We start from the raw sequence: 20100 nt of genomic DNA on the forward strand, positions 1-20100 counted from the left end.
CTACTCGGTTCCCTGATCGCCTACTCCGCCGCAACCGTCGGGGGCGGGAGGTGCGCCACTTCGCGGTCGAAGAAGGTACGCACGTCCTCACCCACTTCGTAGAGGCCCCTGATGTAGTCCTCCCAGTTCCCGATGATCTCCGGGTCGGTGTAGCGGACCGCCCCGTAGGGGGCTCCCACCTCGTCGTAGAGGACGCGGTAGAGGGTGCGGCCACCGAGGACCACGACCTCAGGCAGCACGCTGTCCCGGTCCGAAGCCGCCAAGGCGTCCGCGCCGACAATGCGGATGCGTTGGCCGCATTCAGCCTGCATGCGGAACGAATGAAGGGACCATTGCACATAGGGTGTCAGCGGTTTCTCGACTATTCGGGCGCGATGGAAGAAGGACCTGTGGAGCGCGTCCTGTTCGTTCGCCCTCAGCACGGCTTCGCGGTCGTCCTCGATCAGGCGGAGTGACGTCTCCCAGTCGCCGCGGACGAAGGCATCCCAGCTCGGGTTGTCCTTCTCCGTGAAATCCTGGCGGCGCTCGAACTTCCATGAGTCCCGGTCGCGGATCGCCGCATCGCGCTCCCGAAATTCCCGCTTGTAGACCATTCGTTCCAGGGCTTCACCCTGTTCGACCGGGAGGTCGGGCGCATGCGGGTCACGCATCAGGAATATCTGCCTTCGCTGCCGTAACCATGGTCCCCGGGATGACGACCAGCCTCTCGTCTGGGGCCAGGGTCACGCCCTCCGGCAGGCGGGAGGAGTACGCGTCCGTAAGGTCCCTGCCGATCACCGCAACGTCGCCGTTGTCGAGCATCCAGATATCCGGGCATTCGTCCTTTATCGCGGACCGGTCCAGTTCACGGGCTGATTTTCCCAGGCGGTGATCGAATTGCGCCGAAGGGTCGGCTTCCCACGCTCGAACCATGTCGCCTCCGATTCGGCTTGGACATGCGCACGGAAGACACCAATTCTACGCTGAGAGTCTGATCAACAACAAGCAGATTGGCAGACACCCGGAAGAAGAATGATCGGCGACCGAAAATAGGCCGTTGTGGTCACGGGATCGACGCTTTAATGCGCAAGGGGACCGTGTGCCGCCGGGCGCGGCGGCACACAGTCCCCTTTGTTACCCGTCAGTCGTTGCCGGACTCGATGGCGGCGCGGTCGAGGAACTCGTCGTCCACCGGGGTCTCGCCGCTGCCGGAGGCGATCGCCTCGGCTCCGCCGCGCGGCATCGCTCCGATCAGCCCGGTCGAGGCGGCCTGGTCGGCGCCGACGAGGGTGTTGTGCCCGGCGCCGACCATCCCGATCCCGGCGTACTGCTCCAGCTTGGCGCGCGAGTCGGCGATGTCGAGGTTGCGCATGGTGAGCTGGCCGATGCGGTCGACGGGGCCGAACACCGCGTCCTCGGTGCGCTCCATCGACAGCTTGTCGGGGTGGTAGCTGAAGGCCGGGCCGGTGGTGTCGAGGATCGAGTAGTCCTCGCCGCGCCGCAGCCGCAGGGTGACCTCGCCGGTGACGGCGGTGCCGACCCAGCGTTGCAGCGACTCGCGCACCATCAGCGCCTGCGGGTCGAGCCAGCGGCCCTCGTACATGAGCCGGCCGAGCCGCCGCCCCTCGTTGTGGTAGTTCGCGAGGGTGTCCTCGTTGTGGATGGCGTTGACCAGCCGCTCGTAGGCGGCGTGCAGCAGCGCCATGCCCGGCGCCTCGTACACGCCGCGGCTCTTGGCCTCGATGACCCGGTTCTCGATCTGGTCGGACATGCCCATGCCGTGCCGCCCGCCGATCGCGTTGGCCTCCAGCACCAGGTCGACCGGGCTCGCGAACTCCTTGCCGTCGATGCTGACCGGGCGGCCCTGCGCGAAGCCGATGGTCACGTCCTCGGCGGGGATCTCCACCGTGGGGTCCCAGAACCGGACGCCCATGATCGGCTCGACGCTCTCGACCCCGGTGTCGAGGTACTCCAGGGTCTTGGCCTCGTGGGTGGCGCCCCAGATGTTGGCGTCGGTCGAGTACGCCTTCTCGGTGCTGTCGCGGTAGGGCAGGCCGTGGGCGAGCAGCCACTCCGACATCTCCTTGCGGCCGCCCAGTTCGGCCACGAAGTCGGCGTCGAGCCACGGCTTGTAGATGCGCAGGTGCGGGTTCGCGAGCAGGCCGTACCGGTAGAACCGCTCGATGTCGTTGCCCTTGAAGGTCGACCCGTCGCCCCAGATCTGCACGTCGTCCTCGACCATCGCCCGGACCAGCAGGGTCCCGGTGACGGCGCGGCCGAGCGGCGTGGTGTTGAAGTAGGCGCGGCCCCCCGAGCGGATGTGGAACGCGCCGCAGGTGAGCGCGGCCAGGCCCTCTTCGACCAGTGCCGCGCGGCAGTCGACCAGGCGCGCGATCTCGGCGCCGTAGGTCGAGGCGCGGTCGGGCACCGAGGCGATGTCGGGCTCGTCGTACTGGCCGATGTCGGCGGTGTAGGTGCAGGGGACGGCGCCCTTGTCGCGCATCCACGCGACCGCGACGGAGGTGTCGAGGCCGCCGGAGAAGGCGATGCCGACGCGCTGGCCGGTGGGCAGGGACGTGAGAACCTTGGACATGGGACTAACTATGCATGCTCACGGATGGATATGCAAAACGAGCAATGGTGCGCCAGGCGGAGAGCCGGGCCGCCCCGCCTACTCCACCGCCGTGGCCTGCGCCAGGGCCGCGTATCGGACCTCGGCGTCGGGGTGCCCCCGCAGGTCGCGCAGGCGGGCGCGCCACTCCTCCGACCAGTGGGTGCGCTCGCCGAGCGCCCGGGTGAGAGCGAGGGCGAACAGGCCGCACGCGGGGTCGCCGCCGGCGGTGAGCCGCCCGGCCACCTCCAGGAGCACACCGGGGTCGCCGGGGCGGCGGGCGGTGCCGAGGCGGGACCGCAGGGTGTCGGCGGTGCGCGAGGCCAGGACGGGACGACCGGCGTGCAGCGTCCCCAGGCGTCGCAGCGCGGCGTGCAGCGACTCCGGTTCAGCGTCGAGGTCCAGGGCGTTGGCGTGCAGGTGGGCGGCCTCGGGAAGGAAGTCGGGCGCCGCTGCGAGGAGGTCGGCCGCGCGCCGGGCCGCGACGCGGGGCGCCGGCCGGGCGCCCATGACGGCGTTGGTGGCGAGCCGGGCGACGATGTGGCCGATGCGCCGGCGGGCGGGGCGGTCCCGCTGCTCTTCGGCGTCCGGGAGGGGCGCCGTCGCCTCCGACTCGACCAGCCGGCCCAGCGCCGACAGCAGCGGGTCGGCCCCGTCGGACGCGTCGGCGAGCGCCGTCAGCCCGTCCGCCGCCGCCCGCCAGGACGTGCGGTCGTCCAGGTCGACGGCCGCCGTCAGCAGGAGTTCCGCCGCGTCGAGGTACCACGGGGACCAGCGCGCGAGCAGGCCGAGCGCCGCCCGGGCCGTGTCGGTGTCGCCGCTGTGCGTCACCCGGCCCACGAGCCGCGCGTAACGGGGCCGCTCGTCTGCCTGGAGGTCGTAGGGGGCGGCGCGCAGGACCGCGCCCTGGACGGCGGGGGCGGCGTCCGCCGCCTGCTCCAGCAGCCGCCACGCGGTCGGCGCCCCCAGCAGCTCCACCGCAGCGGGGACGCAGGCCGCCTGCACGTCGCGGTGCTGCCCGGGCAGCTCGAACACCTCGGCGAGGATGTCGGCGGCGGTGCCGACCGGCAGCAGCGTCCCGGCCAACCGGACGAGTTCCTTGCGGCTGGTGACCTTGGCGGCCGATCCCGGCCCGCCCTCCTCGGGCAGCAGGGCGGCCCGCAGCACGGGCGCCAGGCGCGCGGGCGCGACGAACCGGGCCGCCCGCGCGGCCGCGTAGAGGGCGACCCGCGCCCGGTCGTCGCCCGTGTGGCCGAGCAGCGTCGCCAGCGCATCGGCCGGCCGGTCCGTCCACACCAGTGCCGCAAGGGCGGCTTCGGCCAGGACCGTGTCGGGGGAGTCGAGGTGGCGGCCGACAATGGCGGATCCCGCGTCGGGAATGGCCGCGGCGGCGCGGATGTGCGCGGCGCGGACCCCCTTGGGCAGGGAGGCGTCCCCCGCCGCGCGGGTGTAGAGGCGGGCGGCGGCGGCATGCTGGCGGGGCAGCCATCGCGCGGCGCCGTCGAGCGGCGGCAGCCAGCGCGCCCCCGCTGCGAGGAAGCGCCCGTAGGGCGGCGTGTCGCCGAGGACGGTGTCCAGCAGGTCGGTGCGGACGCGGGTGATGACGCCTAGGACCGGCGGCAGCACGGCCGCCGAGCGGTCGAGGTCGAGCACCGCCGCTGCGCGCTCGGCCCGGGTCGCGGGGTCGTCGAGCCACAGGTCCACCGCCTGGCGCACGGTCGAGGCGGAACCGAACTGGACGGCCTGCCACAGGAGCTCCTGGAGTTGCGGCATGCGGCGGGCGCGGCGCCCCAGCGACCGGGCCAGCGCGAAGGTCAGCCCATGGTCGACCTTGTCCGCGGCGGCCTCCAGCATCGGGCGCAGCGCCTCGAACACCGCGGACTCCTGGCCCCTGCGCAGGGAGGTGTCGAGTCGACCCAGGTCGGCGCCGCCGGTGTGGCCGCTGAGGCGCCCCAGCGTGGCGAGGGCCCAGTCCAGGAGGGTCCGGCGGCCGCTGTCCGCGTGCTCGCGCAACACGGCCGGCGCCAGAGCGGACAGGGCCGCGCGGGTCCGGCCGGAACTGTCGCGCGCCTCGATCGCCGCGACGGTGATGCTGTCGAGCAGCGGGGCGTGGTCGTCGCTGAACAGCCAGGCCGGGGTCTCGGCGAGGGCGGCCAGTGCGGCGGAACGCACCGGGTCCTGCTCGTTGCGGAGCCGTTGCAGGTCGCCGAGCAGGTCGGTGACCGCGTCCGTGGCGCGGGACCTGGCGGCGTTGCGGACCAGGAGCGGGTAGGCCAGCGCCCGGTCCTCGGCGGCCGGCCGGCGGACGGCGGCGCGCAGCTCGGGCCGGGCCTCCTCGACCGGCAGGTGGGCGGTCGCGGCGAGGACGGCGACCCACGGAGCGCCGCGCTCGCGCTCCTGGGCGGCGAGCACGCGCGCCTCCGCCTGCGCCCGGGTGCGGGGCAGCACGTCGAGCAGGGCGGGTTCGGGGCGGGCCGCCCGCCCGGCGGTGGCGGCGTCGTAGCAGGCGCCGCGCCGCGACGGCGGCAGCGCGCGGAGCAGCGCAGCAAGGGACGAGGGGGTGTGGCCCCACGCGCGGGCGAGGTCGGCGAGCTCCGGCGGGTCGGTCCGCGCGAGTCGGCGCAGCGCAGTGCGCGAGAGGAGGGCGCTCGGCGGCGGGACCCTGCGGTGCGGTGCCGTGATCAGGCGGATCGTCCGTCCCGGTGCGGCCTTGAGGAGGAAGCCGAGCTGGGCGCGGACGGGACCGGGCAGGTGCGCCGGAGCGTGCTCCTCCAGGATCTCCAGGACCCGCAGCGGGCGGGCCTCGGCGGTGACGTCGAAGATCTCGGCGTTGCGGACCCACCAGGGCGTGCGCGCCTGCTCGGGCAGTTCGGCGAGTTGCCGCGCGGTCTCCGCCAGCACCAGGTCGGGGTGGCGGTCGGCAAGGGGCCGCCAGCGGGCCACCGCGATGAAAAGCTCGGGCAGCAGCCGTTCCACGGCCGCGGGCCCGCACGCGGCGAGCAGCCGGGCGGCCTCGGCGTCGCCCCAGTGCGCACGCACCCGGGGGAGCAGCCGTTCGGCGAGCGCGCCGCGCCCGCCTGCGGTGATGATGGACGGGATGCGCCGGCGCACGGCTTCGGGCGCCTCGAACATCGCCCGTTCCAAGGCGGCGTCGCCGACCGGCAGGCGCCGCGCGGCCTTCACGGCGTGGCCGCGCACGGCGGCGTCGTCGTCGGTGAGCCGCGCCTCGACGTAGTCCGCGTCACCGGCGACGGCAGCGGCGAAGACGGCGAGGCGGCGGCCGTGCGCCCCGCGCGCGGCCAGCTCGTCGACCAGCGGCCGGAGCCGTGCCGGGTCGCCGTCGGCGGCGGTCCGCGCCCACGTGGCGAGCGCGCGCATGCGCGCGGGGAAGGGGAGCGGGTCGAGTTCTGCGAAGAGGCGGTCGACGGCGGCGTGGGGGTCCTGCTGCTGGGGGGACATGGCCGCCATTCTGCCCCGCACCCGCACGAGGCCCGCTCCGGCTGGGAACCGGTCGTCGCCCAGACGGGCCCGCGAGGCCACCATCGCGGTCGCCTTGAGCGCCGGGGTTCCCGCGCTTGCCGCCTCATCGAATGAATGGACCGCGTTGCCGCGACCCAGCCGCCACTGTCGTGGCGAATCGTGGAGGGTCCCCCTCTGGGAATCGCCGCGTGTCCGGAGCTGTTGGCCCTGGAGTCCGGGGAACGGCCCATATCGGTACTGGGCTGTGGAAAACTCAAGCCGGACTTGGAGGCAGTAGCAGCAACCTGGCACGATCTACATGTACGACGCTGATCGATCCCGTGTTCGATTAGTAGCGGTTCGCCTTAATGATCCTGTGCCGTGCGGCTATAGCGCGCGCAGGCGGGGAGGAAGCCAATGAGTGGCCAGGTGCGGCAGTACACGTCGGTAGAGGTCTGCGCCGGCGCCGGCGGCCAGGCGGTGGGACTGCACGCGGCCGGATTCACGCACAAGGCCCTGATCGAGATCGACCCCCACGCATGCGCGACACTGAACCACAACGTCGACCGTTTGGGCTGGTCGGGCTGCAAAGTACTCGAGGAAGACCTGAACAGCTTCAAGGTCGCTGATCTGGAGCTTGCCGAGGTCAAGTTGGACCTGTTGGCAGGGGGCGTCCCGTGCCCTCCCTTCTCCCTAGCCGGCAAGCAGTTGGGCCGCGAAGACGAGCGCGACCTGTTTCCTGCGATGCTGCGGATGGTGCACGAGCTCAAGCCGCGCGCGGTCATGATCGAGAACGTGCGCGGATTGCTGCAACCCGCCCACAAGTTCGCTGACTACCGTGAGTACATCCTCGAAGTACTTAGAGATGAGGGTTACACCTCGTGCGGCTGGGACGTGCTCGAAGCACGCGACTACGGGGTTCCGCAGCTGCGCCCGCGCGCGATCCTCGTCGCTATGCGCGAGCCCTACGCCGCCCATTTCCAGGCGCCGCGCGGCGTTGGCGGCGACTACACCACCGTCGCCGAGGCCCTGAAGGATTCGATGGCCCAGCGCTTCGGCACTTCGGCCCGGGGCAGGAAGGCATTCCAAAGGTGGCTCGACAAGGCCGAGTTGCGCGGTGGCGTAGCCCCGACCCTTGTCGGGGGTTCCAAGAAGCACGGCGGGGCCGACCTGGGCCCGACCCGGGCGAAGAAGGCATGGGCCGAACTCGGCATCGACGCTATGGGCGTAGCCGATGATCCGGACGCAATGAAGGACAAGAAGCGCGATCTCTACGGCAAGGCCGGGCCGAAGCTGACGGTGGCCCAGGCGGCGCTCATCCAGGGCTTCCCCGCCGACTGGGAGTTCATGGGCCGAAAGACCGCCGCCTACCGGCAGGTCGGAAACGCCTTCCCGCCGCCGGTCGCCCGTGCTGTCGGGGAGCGGATCCTGGCCGCCATCAAAGCCGGCGACGACGGGGCGGTTCCGCCGGCCGAGAGGAGTCTAGGGCTGCTGCCGCCTGAGGAGGCCCCGCGCCAGCTCGCCCTTACGGTCTAGGACCGCCGCGCACACCTCCTGAGCGCATTCAGCCGGATCCTGGTGCTCCCAGAAGCGAAGCACCAGCCAGCCCTCGCTCTCCAGCCGCGCGTCGGTATCGCGGTCGCGCTGCACGTTGCCGCCGATCTTGCCTTCCCAGTACCCGGGGTTGGTCTTGGGCGCGACGAAGTGGTCGGGGCACCCGTGCCAGAAGCAGCCATCGACGAACACGGCCACTTGGACCGGGCGGAATACCATGTCGGCAGTGCGGCGCATCTTGGCAAGCGGTTTGGCCGCCACCCGGTAGCGCAGTCCGGCAGCGTGAACTAGGCGGCGCAAGGCGATTTCCGGCTTTGTGTCGCGGTTCCGGTTGCCGACCATGCTGCGCCGGTTCGCGGCCGATGAGGCCCAAGAGCCCTCGGGTGCCTGCCAGTTGTCAGAGTCTTTCGGGTCCGTTCCCACATTCATACCTTCGGCAGCCGGGGGGCTGGCTCGACCGGATCGTTAGAAGAGGCCAGTTTCCAATGGGTGCCGTCGATGGGTGTCCCGCCGCGCTGGCCGACTGTACGCACCACCCGCGCGGAGACGAACTCGCCGGGGCCCGGCTCGGGCAGGCCGAGTTGCGCGGCGATTTCTCGGTGCGCTGAGAAGTGGCCCAGGATGATGATGCCTTCCGGGCGCAGATTCGATCGGGCCCCGCCGTTGCCGCGCACCCGTTTCATGTAGTCCTCCTGCTGCGCAACGGTGGCGACCACGGCACGCCGGACCAATCTGCCTTGAGCACGGCGGAACAGCTCGTCGACTCGCGTGGTTCCGTGCCGGTGGGCGAACACGGCCGCGACGTCGCGCGCAGGCATGTGCAGCAGGGCATTTTCAGGGAGCTGAGCCTCGGAGAAGAGCCACTGGACCGACTGCCTCCCCTTCTCGGAAAGGGTGCGTTTGGAATCGCGGTTGCCGCCCTTGTTCAGCAGCCCCTCCGTGGCGCGGAACAGGCCGGCCGACCAGCGCGATTCGGTGTCGCTGGCCCACAACCCGAGGCAGAGCCGACCGACGGCTTCGAGAGGGAGCATCCATGCGCCGAGTTTTTGGGAGTACTTGCAGTCCACTTCAATACCGCAGATGAGGTAGTCGAGATCGTCCCCGCCCGCGAAGTCGAACTCCCTCTGAAGGTTGATCTCGACCAGCGTGCCGAAGTGGGTCTTCTCAGTCTTGTACAGCTCATCCCAGCGGTAGCGCCCGGTGTGCTGGCCGTCCAAGAGCATGTCGAACGTCCGCCGCAGCGCCTCCGCGATCCGGCGCCCGTCGGGGTCGAGTTCTCGCAGGTACTCTGCGACCTGCGTGAGCTCGGGGTCGCTACCGTGCCCGGTTGGCTTGCCACCGGGCCCGTCCGGGCCCAGTGGGGGGATGTCGAAGAGGTGCACGGGTGGGAGGCTAGCTGATTGCCTCCCCGTTGTGGTGCCGGAGCCGGGGCCTCTGCCTTTCGGTTAGAAGGGCTTCACTGTGGGAACGTAGCGAACTCAGATGGAGCGGCATTGGCCCGGACGGTTACGCGGCGGGAGGTCGGCCGAGATGGCGCTTTAGGGTGTCCAGGTCGGCGCGCTCGAGGCCGGCGGGCGCTGCCGGGTCGTCCTGGAGATCCCCGAGCTGTTCGACGCCGGGGTCGTCTAGGACGGCTCCCATAAATCGGAGCTTGTCCGCCAGCCGGGTCTCGACGTTCTCGTCGATGGTGTTCTCGGCTACGAGGATTCTGACGTTGGTCTCCGTCTCCGGCGGCAGCCCCAACCGGTGGATCCGGTCCAGACTCTGGAGGAACCGGCCCGCGTTGAAGTCGCGGTCCACGTAAACGGCTTCGTGGCAGACATGGTGCAGGCTGATCCCTTCACCCAGGGTGGCCGGGTTCGACAGGAGGACCATGCAGTCCGGGTCGCTGCGGAACCGCAGGAGCTCCTCGTCCCTTTTCGGGGTGCCCCCGTGCACGACTGCCGGGGCGAATCCGCCGAGCATCCGCTCCAGCGTCGTCAGGCTGCGGACGAACGTGGACCAGACGATGGTCTTCCGACCGCGCTCGGCGTTGGCCTTGACGATCCTGCAAGCCTCCCGGAACTTGGGGGAGTCCTCGTAGCGCGGTAGGTCCTGCATCAAGAGGGCCAAGGGCCTGTCCTGGGGGATCGGGAGCGGCGGCAGGTCGTAGGGGAGCGGGTCGTACTTCGTCTTTCCCGTCGAGAGGAGCCCCGGGGTGGTAGCCGCCATGATCAGGTACATCGCAACCCGGCCATACCTCTCCAGCTCATCGCCCGCCCGGCCGGCGGCGCGCAGGCCCTCCTTGCCGCGAATCGCTGAGTAGATGTCCCGGTGCAGGCCGCTGAGAGGGACGCGGACAACGCTTGCATTGACCGGGGGCAGCCCGAGTTCGCTCTTGGTGGTTCGGCAGAAGAACGGTTTGAGGATGCTGCTGGCCTGGTGGAGGGTGCGGTTGGCTGTTGCCTGTTCAACGGTGCGCCCGCCCTGACCGGGCCACACGAAGTTGAAGAGGCTTTGCAGGTCTTTGGCGCCGTTGGGGGCGGGTGTCCCGGTCAGGATGAGGCGGCGGCGCGCGCGAGGGGCCAGGGCCAGGCACACGGCTCCGTAGACGCCGGCGGTGCCGCGCTTCATGCGGTGCGCCTCGTCGAGGACGAGCATGGACGGCCCGCCGCCCAGCCATTTGCCCAGCGCGGTCTGGCCGGCGGGCAGGCGCTCGTAGTTGATGAGCACGACGTCGGCCAGAGGGTTGAGGCTCCGGCCGTCCGCGGTGTGGACCGACAGCGGGCGCTCGAAGCACAGGTCGGCCTCTTCCCGCCAGCTGTCGTGCGCGGACTTCGGCGCGACAACAAGCATGCGTCCGACCTGGCCGCTGCGCCGCTTGGCCTGGAAGTCGGCAAGTGCGACCCGGGTCTTCCCTGCTCCGGGGACGCTGAAGTTGGCGCCATGCCGCATCGCCAGGAGCATTGCGATGTCGCGCCGCTGGAACCCGGTCAGATCGGCCTTCCATTCCGGACCGAGCATTTCCCGCACGTCGTCGGGGCTCGTGCCGACGGGAGGTGCGTCCGGTTCGGCGAGCCGATCGCTTGCCTGCTTGGCGTCCTTAAGGGAGTCCCGGACCAGCGCAGTCAGCTCCGGGTGCCAGTGGACATCGTTTGCACTCTCAGGAGGCCAGGTGCGCAGCGCTGGGAAATGGGTGAGGAAGTCATCGAGGGGGACCTCGACGACGACCGGCGACCGGTGCGCGCCGCTGCGGAACCGGGAGACCAGCCGCCCAAGCGCGGCCGCATGCTTGTCATCGGACGTCAGGACTACAGCAGTCCCGGGGGGATTCAGCTCCAGGCTCAGGCTCGGCATGTACGGAGTCCCTTCACAGGTCGGCGACCGATTCCTGAAGCCACACGAGGCCCCGACCCGGGTGCTCCACCCCGCGAGAGGCGACCCGGGAGAGCTGCTTGAGCGCAGTGGACAGCTCGACAAGCGCTGCGTCCAGCGCCTCGTGGTGCATCAGGTCCTGGCTGCGGGCCTGCGCGGCCTGCTGGGTAGCCTCCCGGACCAAGCCCGTCACTTCCGCGAGCCGTTCCGCTGCTGCGTTCCTCCTCTGGTTGCGGCGGGCTGTGGCCTCGGCGCGTTCGACACCACGTTCAAGTACTTCGCTCACCGTGCTGAGGATCTCCTGGGCATCACCTGCCTCCTTGGGAGTGATGGACCCAGCAAATGCCTGCTTGACCTTGGCCTTCAGCACGGCGTCGGTTGCGGCACGGGCTGATTTGACGGTTGCGTCGTCCCCCTCTAGCTCCAGGCCGGCGCCGGGGTCGAAGCCGGGGACGCCGCCTCCGCCTCCTCTGTCCGGCTCTGCGACAGGAGCGAACCTGGCGTCGAGTTTCGGGGCGAGGTAGTCCTTGTGGAAGCCGTCGTCGATATAGCGCAGCTTGGTCTTCGCGGTATCCATCAGGATGGCGAGCAGCCGGCTCTCCTTGAGGGTGTCGGCTTCGCGGCGACCCGCAGCCTTCTGGTGCCGGTGCAGTTCCTTGAGGCTCTCCTGGTGGCCTTCGAAGTCCATTAGCCGGAGTGCGGCCTCGTGCCCACTCGCCAGCTCAGTCCTGCTGCGTTCAATGGCGTCTGTGATGAAGCTGTAGATCCACATGTCCGCATCGACCGAGGCACGGGTCGTCCTGAAGTCCTTGACGATCTCGGGTACGGCGCGGCCAGCGGCGATCTGCTCATGGATCGCGAGGATCCGGTTGATGTAGGAGTAGTCGCGGCGGTGGTCAGTCTGTAGTTGAAGTTGCAGCTCGATCTCGTCAACGTCGAGCCACGAAGCGTCGGCAGGAAGCACGGCGACTCGCATGTTCGGGCGAGTGAGTTCCTCCAACGCTGCCTTGCGAGTATTGCCGTTGACCAGGATTCCGCTGTGGGTGATGATCCCGGCGTCGTTCTGGCCGAACTCGGCAAGGTCCTTCTTAAGAGCGTCGAACGAGGGGTCGGGAGCGTCGGGGTTGTCTGGTTTCTTGGTTAGCAGATCGTGCAGGTAGTCCTGGCTGCTCCCGCTCCACGGATACTCGTCGAGTTCCGCGTCGCGCACGGGGTCGTGTGCGCGCTGCGCACGGATCCGGCGGGTACGGGGGTTGTAGTAGAGGTCCGACACCGGCATGGTGATGACCTCGAGATTTGCGGGCTGGCCGCGCAGCACGACCCGGACGGTCTCGGGCGTTGCTCCGCCCCGGCGCGCTTCCCGCAGCCGTGCTTCGACAGTTGCGCGGATCTCGTCGCCTCGCGGTGTGCTTGCGATCATGGCTAGGGCTGCATCCTTCTTCTGTCTAGTGGTGTTGGCACTCTCGGCATGACCGCCGAAATTCCGTCAGGGCCGCGAACGGAGCCTTTCGGCAACGGCAGCGCGGGACTCCGCCGGAAGCCGACGGTACTCGGTCCACATCTGCTCGACCGGGCGGAGCTGCCGGTGCTCGCGCTTGATCCACTGTGTGAGTTCCTCGCGCTGGGCCGGAGCGAGGTCGTCAATGCCGGCGAGTACGCCAGCGAGGGTTGGTGTCATGTCTGGGGAGGAACCGGCCCTGCAACGCTTGCACTCGGTCACGTACTGCTGTTCAGGCCCTTCGCCGGGCAGCTCTACCCGTCGGCTGCTCACGGAGAGCTGGGCGGTTTCTCCGCGCCGCGAATCGGGATACGTTTCGCCGCCAGCGATCCCGCATACAGTGCACATGAAGTCGTCGGCAGCCATGATCGCGGTACGGTCCTTGCCGGTGAGCAGGGCCGACGCGCGGCGTGTGACCCCGGGCCTCCATACCTCCTCGCCGGCCTCGGCGAACAGCAGCGTGTTCAGCGTCAGACCGGGATCCTCCTTGTTGGTGTGGATCACCCACCCGTGCTCCCGGAGCTCCCTCATCCTGCGGTCCACCTGCTCCACTCTGGGGAAGGCGTCGCGAAGGTCAGCCTTGGTGAATGTCGCTCCTTCGCCGACCACGTCGATGAGCCAGAGCGCAATCCGGACCCGTACGCCGGCCTTCAAGTCGGGATCGTTCCATGCGGGGCGCATTTGCTTCCTCCTGTTGGCGTTCGGGGGTGCTACTTGTCCTGACCAGCGACGGCTCGCCACCGGCCGGCCGGCCCGGCCTCGCCGAGTAGCTCGAAGTGGCGGGCGAGTACTTCAGCGGCCTCCATGGAGCCGCTGCGGGCGGCACGCTCCAAGAGGACGACCTTCCGCTCGGTGTCGGACGGGGCGCCGCCGAGTCGGCTCGCCCGTGCCACCGCTGTGCGAGCCGCAGTCGCAGCGGCGGTCGCCGCAGGAGCCGCGATCAGCTCCGCGGCCTCCTTGCTTCCCCCGGAGTGTGCATCTTGAAGAAAATGCATGCCCTCTGCGCGGCGCCCATCGAGGAGGTGCAAGAGTCCGAGGTCGAGCGCGGCATCGGTTTCCGAGTCGCGGGCAGCCGAGAGAAGGAGGGCCCCTGTGCGACCGTAGGCCCTGGTGACGCGGGTCTCCTCGTGGTCCGTGCTGATTCGTGCTGGCTTGTCGGAAACCGGATCGCTAGGGGCCGCCGAAGGAGTGACCGGCGCCTCGACGGGGGCACTGTTCTCAGGTTGCGAGTTGTCCTGCCACTTGCTCCAGCACTTAGCGACCTCTTGCAGGTCTGGGGGCGGGCCCGCATGGCCAGCGACTTCCCATTCCAGCCAGAGGACCGTGAGGACAATCGCGTCAAATTTTCCGCGATGCACGGGCTTCGAGTGTCCGTCATTCCGCCAGCGCGACAACGTCGACTCGACGACTGGCTTCAAATGCTGCTTAAGTTTCGGGTGGGTCTTCAGGTATTCGCCCGTGATGCGGCGCATATCAATGGCCACTTTGTGACGGGTCCATCCCCGGTCCTCGATGTACACCTTAACTAGCTGTTGCTGGTCTAGCGGAACAACTTGTCTCGTGGATTCGACGCCGTAGGGCATGGGCTACCCCTTCCTCAGGGCAAGCTGACGAGAGGATATCGAGGGCTCAGGAAGCGGCCCGCGGTTGTCGACTGATTGTGCCACACGCGAAGGGTCCTCAGGGGCGGTTCGGTGCTCGTCGTACCTTCCATTTTCGTGCGCCCTTGCAGACCGGCGCAGGCAATCCTCGAGTACGTGCACGTCCGTGGCGCTGTATTGATCGATAAATCGGCATCTCACCAGGTCAGGGCCGCATTTTTGCATGCTAGTGACATGGGGCCGGGGCGGCTGATCATACCTCCAGGCCGCCGCTGCACGCCACCTTTCAGGCCTTCCATTTTATTCTATTTTCTTCTGATGATCCGACCGGCCGGGAGGTTCCTCTCAGGCTTGTTGCTCGGCTGCCTGGGTCGTCGGATCACCGGATCACCGGACTTGCGAATAATTCCATCTGGAATCAAGGATGCAATTCTGTCTCGGGTAATGCACTGGTTGTGGTTGGCTCGTGCCTTGATGCAGTGGAATCTTTTTTGCAAAGGAGGGCGCATGTCAGTTGAATTGGCAGGTGTGACCGCGGAGCATCTTGGCGTGATGGGGGTTCTGGTGCTGGGCGCCTGGCGCTCGTATCTTTCCTCGCGGCAGCCGACCTGGGAGCGCGAGATCATTTCCAGGATCATGCGGGTGCGGCTCGGGAGGAAGGGGCCGAGGGATCCGGGGGACGGGGACGCCGGCGAGTGAGTCGTTTGACCCCCGTTGACGGACCCCCGCGGCAGGGCCGGCGTGCCGCGGGGGAGCGGAGTGGCTGCTGCCGGTCAGTTGGGGGTGGGGCGTCTGAGGCGGGCGGCGAGGACGACGAAGAGGGTGATTGACACCGCTTGGACCGCCATGCACAGGGCGAACGCGCCGGGGAAGGACAGTGACGGCGCGTGCGACGCGACGGAGTACACGCTTCCGTAGCCGGCGACGCCCAGTGCGAGGGCGGCCTGCTGCACGGTCGAGAACAGGCCGCCGCTCAACCCCGCGACCGATTGCGGGACCTCCGCCATGACCGTGCCCACCAGCGGTGCGAACGTCATCGCCTGCGCGCAGCCGAACAGGATCAGCGGCGGTTGCAGCAGCCACGGCGACGGGTGCGGCCAACCGAGCAGCACCACCGCCCCGATCGCGACCAGTGCCACGGCGATCCCCACACCGCCCGCTGCCAGGACGCGCGTTCCGAAGATCCGCTCGAAGAAACCGACCTTCACCGACGCGAACGCGTACGCGAGCGTGCACAGCGTCAGCGACAGGCCCGATTCCAGCGGGCTGTACCCGAGGCCGGTCTGGGTGACCAGCGCGAACTCGTACATGAAGGCGCCGTAGCTCGCGAAGATCAGCCCCGCCATGACCAGCCCGAGGCGCACCGCGCGGTGCCGGACCACGCTCGGCGGCACCAGCGGCAGTCGCCCCCTGTCCTCGACGCGCCGTTCCCAGCGCCAGAACACCCACAGCGCGGCGGGCGACGCCGCGAGGAGCAGGACGGTCCACAGCGGCCATCCCTGGCTCGGCCCCACCGACAGCGGCACCAGCAGGGCGAGCACGCCGAGGCCGAGCGTCAGCGCGCCCGGCACGTCCGGCCGGCCGGGCGCGTCCGACCGCGTCCGCGGCAGCGCGAAGACGCCGGGGAGGACCGCTGCGGCGAGCACCGCGGCGAACCACAGCACCGGCCGCCACCCCATGCCGCCGATGTCGGCGCTCAGCAGGACGCCGCCGATCAACTGCCCCGCCGCGGTGCCGATGCCCGCCGTCATGCTGAACAGGCCGAGGGCGCGCAGCCGGGCGGCGCCGCTGGTCGCGGTCTGGATGGTGGCGAGGATCTGCGGCATCAGCAGTGCCGCGGCGAAGCCTTGCAGGCCGCGCAGTGCGACGAGCCCGTTGATGTCCGTCGCGAGGCCCGCTGCGACCGACGCCACCAGGAACGCCGCGAGGCCGATACCGAAGAGCCGGTGCCGGCCGAACATGTCGCCGAGGCGGCCCCCGACGATGAGCAGCAGCGCGAAGCAGCTCCCATAGGCCCCCATCACGAGTTGCAGCGCCGCGGGCGGCGCGCTGAGGTCGCGCTCGATGAACGGCAGCGCGACGTTCACGGCGGAGAACGTGTAGGTGGCGATGAACCCGCCGATGAGCAGGGTGAACAGGCCGAAGCCGCGCAGCGCGGCCGGCCCTTCCCGTTCGGCGGTGCGGGTGTCGTCCTGGTCGTTCTGGTCTTCTGCGCGCGGCAGTCGCGCGGCGGTCGGTCTGGTCACCCGACGATCATCGGTCGCCGCCGGTACCACTACCAGAAGCCTTTCGATCCTGGTATCAGCGGTACCCGCCACAGCGGAGCCGTACGACGCACAATGGAGACATGCATGATCCGCAGCGGCGCGAACTCGCCGCCTTCCTGCGCAGCCGCCGCGAGCGCGTCACACCGGCGGAGGTGGGACTGCCGAGCTTCAGCCGGCGCCGCACGCCGGGCCTGCGGCGCGAGGAGGTCGCGCTCCTCTCCGGGGTCGGGGTCACCTGGTACACCTGGCTGGAGCAGGGCCGGTCCATCAACGCCTCGGAGCAGGTGCTCACGGCGATCGCGCGGGCGCTGCGGCTCGACCCCGACGAACTCGCGCACCTCTTCGCGCTCGCGGGGATGCCTGCCGTGGTGGAGTCGCCGGCGTGCACGGTGGTGACGGACTCCCACCTGGAGATCATGGAGCACCTGCTGCCCATGCCCGTGTGCATCCAGAACGCGCGGTTCGACGTCGTCGCCTACAACCGCACCTACCGGCATCTCATCGACGACATCGAGAAGTGGCCGGTCGCCGACCGCAACTGCGCGGTCCTGTGCTTCCTCGAACCGCGCTGGGCCGCCGCCTACGAGAAGCACGACCAGGTGTCGGCGAGCATCGTCGCCCGGCTGCGGTCGTCCATGGCGGAGCACTTCGACGATCCGGGGTGGCTCGCAATGGTCGACCGGCTGCGCCGTGAGTCGCCGGAGTTCGAGCGGCTGTGGAACCGGCACGACGTCCAGCGCACCGACAACGAGGTGAAGGGCTTCCGCAACCCCCACGTCGGCCTCCTGCGGCTGCACTTCACCCGGTTGTGGCTGGACGCGGCGCGCACCGTCCGCATGACCACCTGCACCCCCGCTGACGAGGAGACCCGGCGGCGCCTCGCCGACCTCGACGCGGCCGTCGCCGCCGACCCCGCCACAGCGAACCGGCCCCGCCTGACCGCGGCGTAGGCGCGCGGCGGCGCCGCTGCCGGCCGCGGGGCTACGACAGGTCGAGGCCGTTCGCCACGGTGTCGAAGGTGCGGTCGAGGACGTCGGCGAGCGGTTCGGTGTAGCCGCCGCTGTGCCAGTGGTGCATGGCGCCGAGGAGCGCGCCGACCAGGGCGCCCGACACCACCTGGACCTCGAAGTCGGTGGGTTCGCGCCCGGTGGTCTCGGCGAGCAGTGCGGCCATCCGGGCGGACATCGGGGCGACGTGGCTCGCCGCCGCGGCCTGGATCGCCGGGACCTCCATGAGGTAGCGCATGCGGCGCTGGTCGCGGGACTCGTCCCATTCGGCGGCGTCGGCGGCGAACGCGGAGATGGCCCTGCGCATGGCCTCCAGCGGCGGCGACTCCGTGACGGCGTGGTCGAGGCGTTCGCCGAGCGACTGCTGGTGCGGGTTCCAGAGGACGATTCCCTCTTTGGTGCCGAAGTAGCGGTACACCGAACTCGGCGACACCTCGGCGGTCGCTGCGACGCGCTCGACCGTCACCGCATCGAACCCGTGCTGGTCGAACAGGTCGAGCGCGGCCTCCTGGACTTGGCGCATGGTCTTGATCCGCTTGCGTTCGCGCAGCCCGGTCCCCTGAGTCATGGACCAACGATAGCCAGTGACTCGAAACTGACAGTAGCTTTCAATTGGTAGTTACTGTATGTTCGTCGCAGGAGCATCGAACCCACCCGCGGGTGGACGGCAGAGGGGAGTGGACCATGACGGTCACCGACGGCGGCACGGTCTTCATCACGGGCGGGGCGCAGGGCATCGGGCTCGGCATGGCGCGGGCCTTCGCGGGGGCGGGCATGCGGGTGGCACTGGCCGACACCGCCGCGGAGCCGCTGGCCGCAGCGGCGCGCGAACTGTCCGCCACGACCCGGGTCGAGACCTTCGACCTCGACGTCCGCGATCGCGACGCCTTCGCACGCGCGGTCGACCTCGCCGAGGAGCGGCTCGGCCCCATCACCGTCCTGTGCAACAACGCGGGCCTCACCCGCGGCGTGCCCCCGTCGCAGATGGACTACGGCGTCTGGGACCACGTGACCGATGTCAACCTCGGCGGCACCGTCAACGGCATCCAGACCGTGCTGCCCCGCATGATCGCCCGCGGCGGGCCGGGCCGCATCGTCAACACCTCTTCGGGCGCCGGCCTCGCCCCGAACAACGACTACGTGTACACCATGACCAAGTTCGCGGTCGTCGGACTGTCAGAGGCGCTGGCACAGCAGCGCGAACTCACCGAGAACGGCATCGGGGTCACCGTGGTCTGCCCCGGAGTCGTGCGCACCGGCATCGTCCTCAACAGCGCCGCGGTCGCCATGGGCGGCGCCACCATGCGCGACGACGACCGCCTGCGCGCCGCCGCGGCGCTCTTCGACCGCCACGGTCTCTCGCCCGACATCGTCGGCGCGCAGGTCCTCGACGCCGTCCGCAACGACCGGTTGTACGTCCACACCGACCGCATCATGGTCGAGCGTGTCCGGCAGCGGACTGACGCCATCCTCGCCGCCATGCCGCCCGAGACCGAGCGCGACCGCGAGTACCCCGCCCTCATCGCTGCCGCGCAGCGGCAGCTGCGTTGAGGGGGGAGCCCCGGCCTCCCGGTGGTGACGCTGATCGCCCGCATGCGGTGCGCCGCATGGTCGCGAGGGCCGGCCGCGCAGTGACCCCGGGGCGGCCGGGGTCACACCAGGCAGCCCCGGTCACACCAGGCCGACCGGGTCACACCAAGCCAGCCGCGAGCAGGAAGATCGCCGTGCCGTGAGCGAGCGCGGCGGGGAGCACACCGCGGCGCATCCGCAGGAACGCGCAGATCAACCCCTCGTAAAGAGTGAACGCCAGCAGCGGCCAGCCGACATCGGTGATGGTCGACGCGAGGAACGCGTGGCAGGCGGCGAACAGCGCGGCCGAGAGCAGGGCGGCCCGCGCGGGGGTGAGGTCCTGCTCCAGGCGGCCCTGGACGAATCCGCGGAACATGACCTCTTCCGCGAGGTTCCCGGCCAGCGCGAAGAACAGCAGGAACGGCAGCAGGCCCGCGGCGACCACCCCGCCCCGTTCGTCGAGCGGCACCGGCAGCGCCATTGCCAGCACGGGTGCGGCAGCAAGGGCCCCGCCGCCGACCCCGAGGGCGAGCGTCGCGGGTGTGGGCCGCCCCCACACCACCAGCGCCGCGAGCCCGGGTGCCAGCCGCAGCACGCCCAGGGTCAGAACGAGGGTCAGCGCGCCGAACGCGGTGAGGACGGCGGGGTCGTCGCTGAGGCGGAGCCACACCCCGGCCGCGCCGGCCCGGCCCAGGTGCCACAGCCCCGCCGGGGTCATGGCGTCGCGGATGAGGATGAACCCGAGCACGAGCAGCCCGATGGGCAGAAGGGGGTCGCGCACCCCGCGCGACAGCAGCGCGCACCCGGCGATGAGCGCAAGGCCCGGCATGACGCGGAGGGAATAGGCGAGCAGTTCGGAAACGGCGTCCACCGTGTGGCTCTTTTCCTTTCACTGGGCACGGTGTGACGGCGGTCGCCGCGTTCCGGCCGGTGGTCGATGGCGGGCCGGAGGCCGCAGCCGCCTCGGCGCGGGCCCGCCCACCAGGGCTCTCACCTGCGCAGAAAGGATGAAGGTGTGCCTGTCGCGGGAATCAGCGATTATTCCCCTCCGGTTTCGCCGAGATTAGCAGAATGGCAGGAATTTGCAATTGTTCGGCGCCGTGGAAATGAATTGGAGACGGACATTGAATTCGGAGTTCGCCGCGTGTGATTCACAGAACGGTGCCGGGCCGGCCCGATTGTTGGGCCGACCCGGCACCGC

Annotated in this window: 17 protein-coding genes; 4 read left to right on the top strand and 13 right to left on the bottom strand. The window is 69.9% G+C overall.

From position 1 onward, the window contains the following. Nucleotides 1-20 precede the first annotated feature (20 nt). The 4 genes from CLV63_RS27515 to CLV63_RS27530 all read right to left on the bottom strand — a co-directional run bounded on the left by CLV63_RS27515 (nt 21) and on the right by CLV63_RS27530 (nt 6049). Entirely contained in the window at nt 21-650 is a 630-nt protein-coding gene (locus CLV63_RS27515) for a DUF6879 family protein (protein ID WP_106586153.1), read from the bottom strand. Next, nucleotides 643-912: a hypothetical protein gene (locus tag CLV63_RS27520; RefSeq protein WP_106586154.1), complete on the bottom strand. Its 270-nt coding sequence runs from the start codon at nt 910-912 to the stop codon at nt 643-645. The genes CLV63_RS27515 and CLV63_RS27520 overlap by 8 nt, the downstream gene beginning before the upstream one ends. A 208-nt stretch (nt 913-1120) precedes the next feature. Then, nucleotides 1121-2572 carry an argininosuccinate synthase gene (gene argG / locus CLV63_RS27525; protein ID WP_106586155.1) on the bottom strand — a complete coding sequence of 484 codons (1452 nt, stop codon included), beginning with the start codon at nt 2570-2572 and terminating at the stop codon, nt 1121-1123. Nucleotides 2573-2650: 78 nt separating this feature from the next. Continuing rightward, nucleotides 2651-6049, bottom strand: a complete 3399-nt coding sequence (locus CLV63_RS27530) for a hypothetical protein (protein WP_106586217.1) — start codon at nt 6047-6049, stop codon at nt 2651-2653. Between the two features lie 417 nt (nt 6050-6466). Between CLV63_RS27530 and CLV63_RS27535 the strand changes: the two genes are divergently transcribed. Beyond that, nucleotides 6467-7585 carry a DNA cytosine methyltransferase gene (locus CLV63_RS27535; RefSeq protein ID WP_106586156.1) on the top strand — a complete coding sequence of 373 codons (1119 nt, stop codon included), beginning with the start codon at nt 6467-6469 and terminating at the stop codon, nt 7583-7585. Here the strand turns inward: CLV63_RS27535 and CLV63_RS27540 are convergent. The 6 genes from CLV63_RS27540 to CLV63_RS27565 form a co-directional block, all read right to left on the bottom strand. Continuing rightward, a complete protein-coding gene (locus CLV63_RS27540) occupies nt 7532-8026 on the bottom strand; it encodes a very short patch repair endonuclease (RefSeq protein ID WP_281260771.1) in 495 nt (164 codons plus the stop codon). The two genes, CLV63_RS27535 and CLV63_RS27540, sit on opposite strands and share 54 nt — an antisense overlap. A gap of 2 nt (nt 8027-8028) precedes the next feature. Continuing rightward, entirely contained in the window at nt 8029-8985 is a 957-nt protein-coding gene (locus CLV63_RS27545) for a NaeI family type II restriction endonuclease (RefSeq protein ID WP_211301504.1), read from the bottom strand. A gap of 124 nt (nt 8986-9109) precedes the next feature. After that, nucleotides 9110-10939, bottom strand: coding sequence for a DEAD/DEAH box helicase (locus CLV63_RS27550; protein WP_106586158.1), 1830 nt, complete (start codon nt 10937-10939; stop codon nt 9110-9112). Between the two features lie 13 nt (nt 10940-10952). Then, the gene (locus CLV63_RS27555) at nt 10953-12377 is read right to left on the bottom strand and encodes a hypothetical protein (RefSeq protein WP_106586159.1); all 1425 of its coding nucleotides are present in this window, start codon (nt 12375-12377) and stop codon (nt 10953-10955) included. 66 nt (nt 12378-12443) lie between these two features. Further along, the gene (locus tag CLV63_RS27560) at nt 12444-13136 is read right to left on the bottom strand and encodes a hypothetical protein (RefSeq protein ID WP_106586160.1); all 693 of its coding nucleotides are present in this window, start codon (nt 13134-13136) and stop codon (nt 12444-12446) included. A 29-nt stretch (nt 13137-13165) separates the two neighbouring features. Further along, a complete protein-coding gene (locus CLV63_RS27565; protein ID WP_146165679.1) occupies nt 13166-13975 on the bottom strand; it encodes a hypothetical protein in 810 nt (269 codons plus the stop codon). A 588-nt stretch (nt 13976-14563) separates the two neighbouring features. Here CLV63_RS27565 and CLV63_RS33325 point away from each other — a divergent pair. Beyond that, nucleotides 14564-14755, top strand: a complete 192-nt coding sequence (locus tag CLV63_RS33325) for a hypothetical protein (protein ID WP_146165680.1) — start codon at nt 14564-14566, stop codon at nt 14753-14755. Nucleotides 14756-14829: 74 nt separating this feature from the next. Here CLV63_RS33325 and CLV63_RS27570 read toward each other — a convergent pair whose 3' ends face one another. Continuing rightward, nucleotides 14830-16302, bottom strand: a complete 1473-nt coding sequence (locus CLV63_RS27570; RefSeq protein ID WP_170134346.1) for an MFS transporter — start codon at nt 16300-16302, stop codon at nt 14830-14832. A gap of 101 nt (nt 16303-16403) precedes the next feature. Between CLV63_RS27570 and CLV63_RS27575 the strand changes: the two genes are divergently transcribed. Continuing rightward, nucleotides 16404-17273 carry a helix-turn-helix transcriptional regulator gene (locus CLV63_RS27575; protein ID WP_106586163.1) on the top strand — a complete coding sequence of 290 codons (870 nt, stop codon included), beginning with the start codon at nt 16404-16406 and terminating at the stop codon, nt 17271-17273. 31 nt (nt 17274-17304) lie between these two features. Here the strand turns inward: CLV63_RS27575 and CLV63_RS27580 are convergent, their stop codons facing one another. After that, nucleotides 17305-17898 (bottom strand): acyl-CoA-like ligand-binding transcription factor, encoded by a 594-nt coding sequence (locus CLV63_RS27580; protein WP_106586164.1) that lies wholly within the window; start codon nt 17896-17898, stop codon nt 17305-17307. A 116-nt stretch (nt 17899-18014) separates the two neighbouring features. Here CLV63_RS27580 and CLV63_RS27585 point away from each other — a divergent pair, with 116 nt between their 5' ends. After that, nucleotides 18015-18881 (top strand): SDR family oxidoreductase, encoded by an 867-nt coding sequence (locus CLV63_RS27585; protein WP_106586165.1) that lies wholly within the window; start codon nt 18015-18017, stop codon nt 18879-18881. A 139-nt stretch (nt 18882-19020) separates the two neighbouring features. On the opposite strand, the gene CLV63_RS27590 is transcribed toward CLV63_RS27585, so the two are convergent. Then, nucleotides 19021-19770 carry a CPBP family glutamic-type intramembrane protease gene (locus CLV63_RS27590; protein ID WP_245929098.1) on the bottom strand — a complete coding sequence of 250 codons (750 nt, stop codon included), beginning with the start codon at nt 19768-19770 and terminating at the stop codon, nt 19021-19023. Between the last annotated feature and the right edge of the window lie 330 nt (nt 19771-20100).

The sequence above is a fragment of the Murinocardiopsis flavida genome (assembly GCF_003014485.1).
Classification (GTDB): domain Bacteria; phylum Actinomycetota; class Actinomycetes; order Streptosporangiales; family Streptosporangiaceae; genus Murinocardiopsis; species Murinocardiopsis flavida.

Bases quoted from the DNA above. Each gene is read 5' to 3' on its own strand.
- CLV63_RS27515 (WP_106586153.1), bottom strand. From the start codon at position 650: ATGCGTGACCCGCATGCGCCCGACCTCCCGGTCGAACAGGGTGAAGCC.
- CLV63_RS27520 (WP_106586154.1), bottom strand. From the start codon at position 912: ATGGTTCGAGCGTGGGAAGCCGACCCTTCGGCGCAATTCGATCACCGC.
- argG (WP_106586155.1), bottom strand. From the start codon at position 2,572: ATGTCCAAGGTTCTCACGTCCCTGCCCACCGGCCAGCGCGTCGGCATC.
- CLV63_RS27530 (WP_106586217.1), bottom strand. From the start codon at position 6,049: ATGTCCCCCCAGCAGCAGGACCCCCACGCCGCCGTCGACCGCCTCTTC.
- CLV63_RS27535 (WP_106586156.1), top strand. From the start codon at position 6,467: ATGAGTGGCCAGGTGCGGCAGTACACGTCGGTAGAGGTCTGCGCCGGC.
- CLV63_RS27550 (WP_106586158.1), bottom strand. From the start codon at position 10,939: ATGCCGAGCCTGAGCCTGGAGCTGAATCCCCCCGGGACTGCTGTAGTC.
- CLV63_RS27555 (WP_106586159.1), bottom strand. From the start codon at position 12,377: ATGATCGCAAGCACACCGCGAGGCGACGAGATCCGCGCAACTGTCGAA.
- CLV63_RS27560 (WP_106586160.1), bottom strand. From the start codon at position 13,136: ATGCGCCCCGCATGGAACGATCCCGACTTGAAGGCCGGCGTACGGGTC.
- CLV63_RS33325 (WP_146165680.1), top strand. From the start codon at position 14,564: ATGTCAGTTGAATTGGCAGGTGTGACCGCGGAGCATCTTGGCGTGATG.
- CLV63_RS27575 (WP_106586163.1), top strand. From the start codon at position 16,404: ATGCATGATCCGCAGCGGCGCGAACTCGCCGCCTTCCTGCGCAGCCGC.
- CLV63_RS27580 (WP_106586164.1), bottom strand. From the start codon at position 17,898: ATGACTCAGGGGACCGGGCTGCGCGAACGCAAGCGGATCAAGACCATG.
- CLV63_RS27585 (WP_106586165.1), top strand. From the start codon at position 18,015: ATGACGGTCACCGACGGCGGCACGGTCTTCATCACGGGCGGGGCGCAG.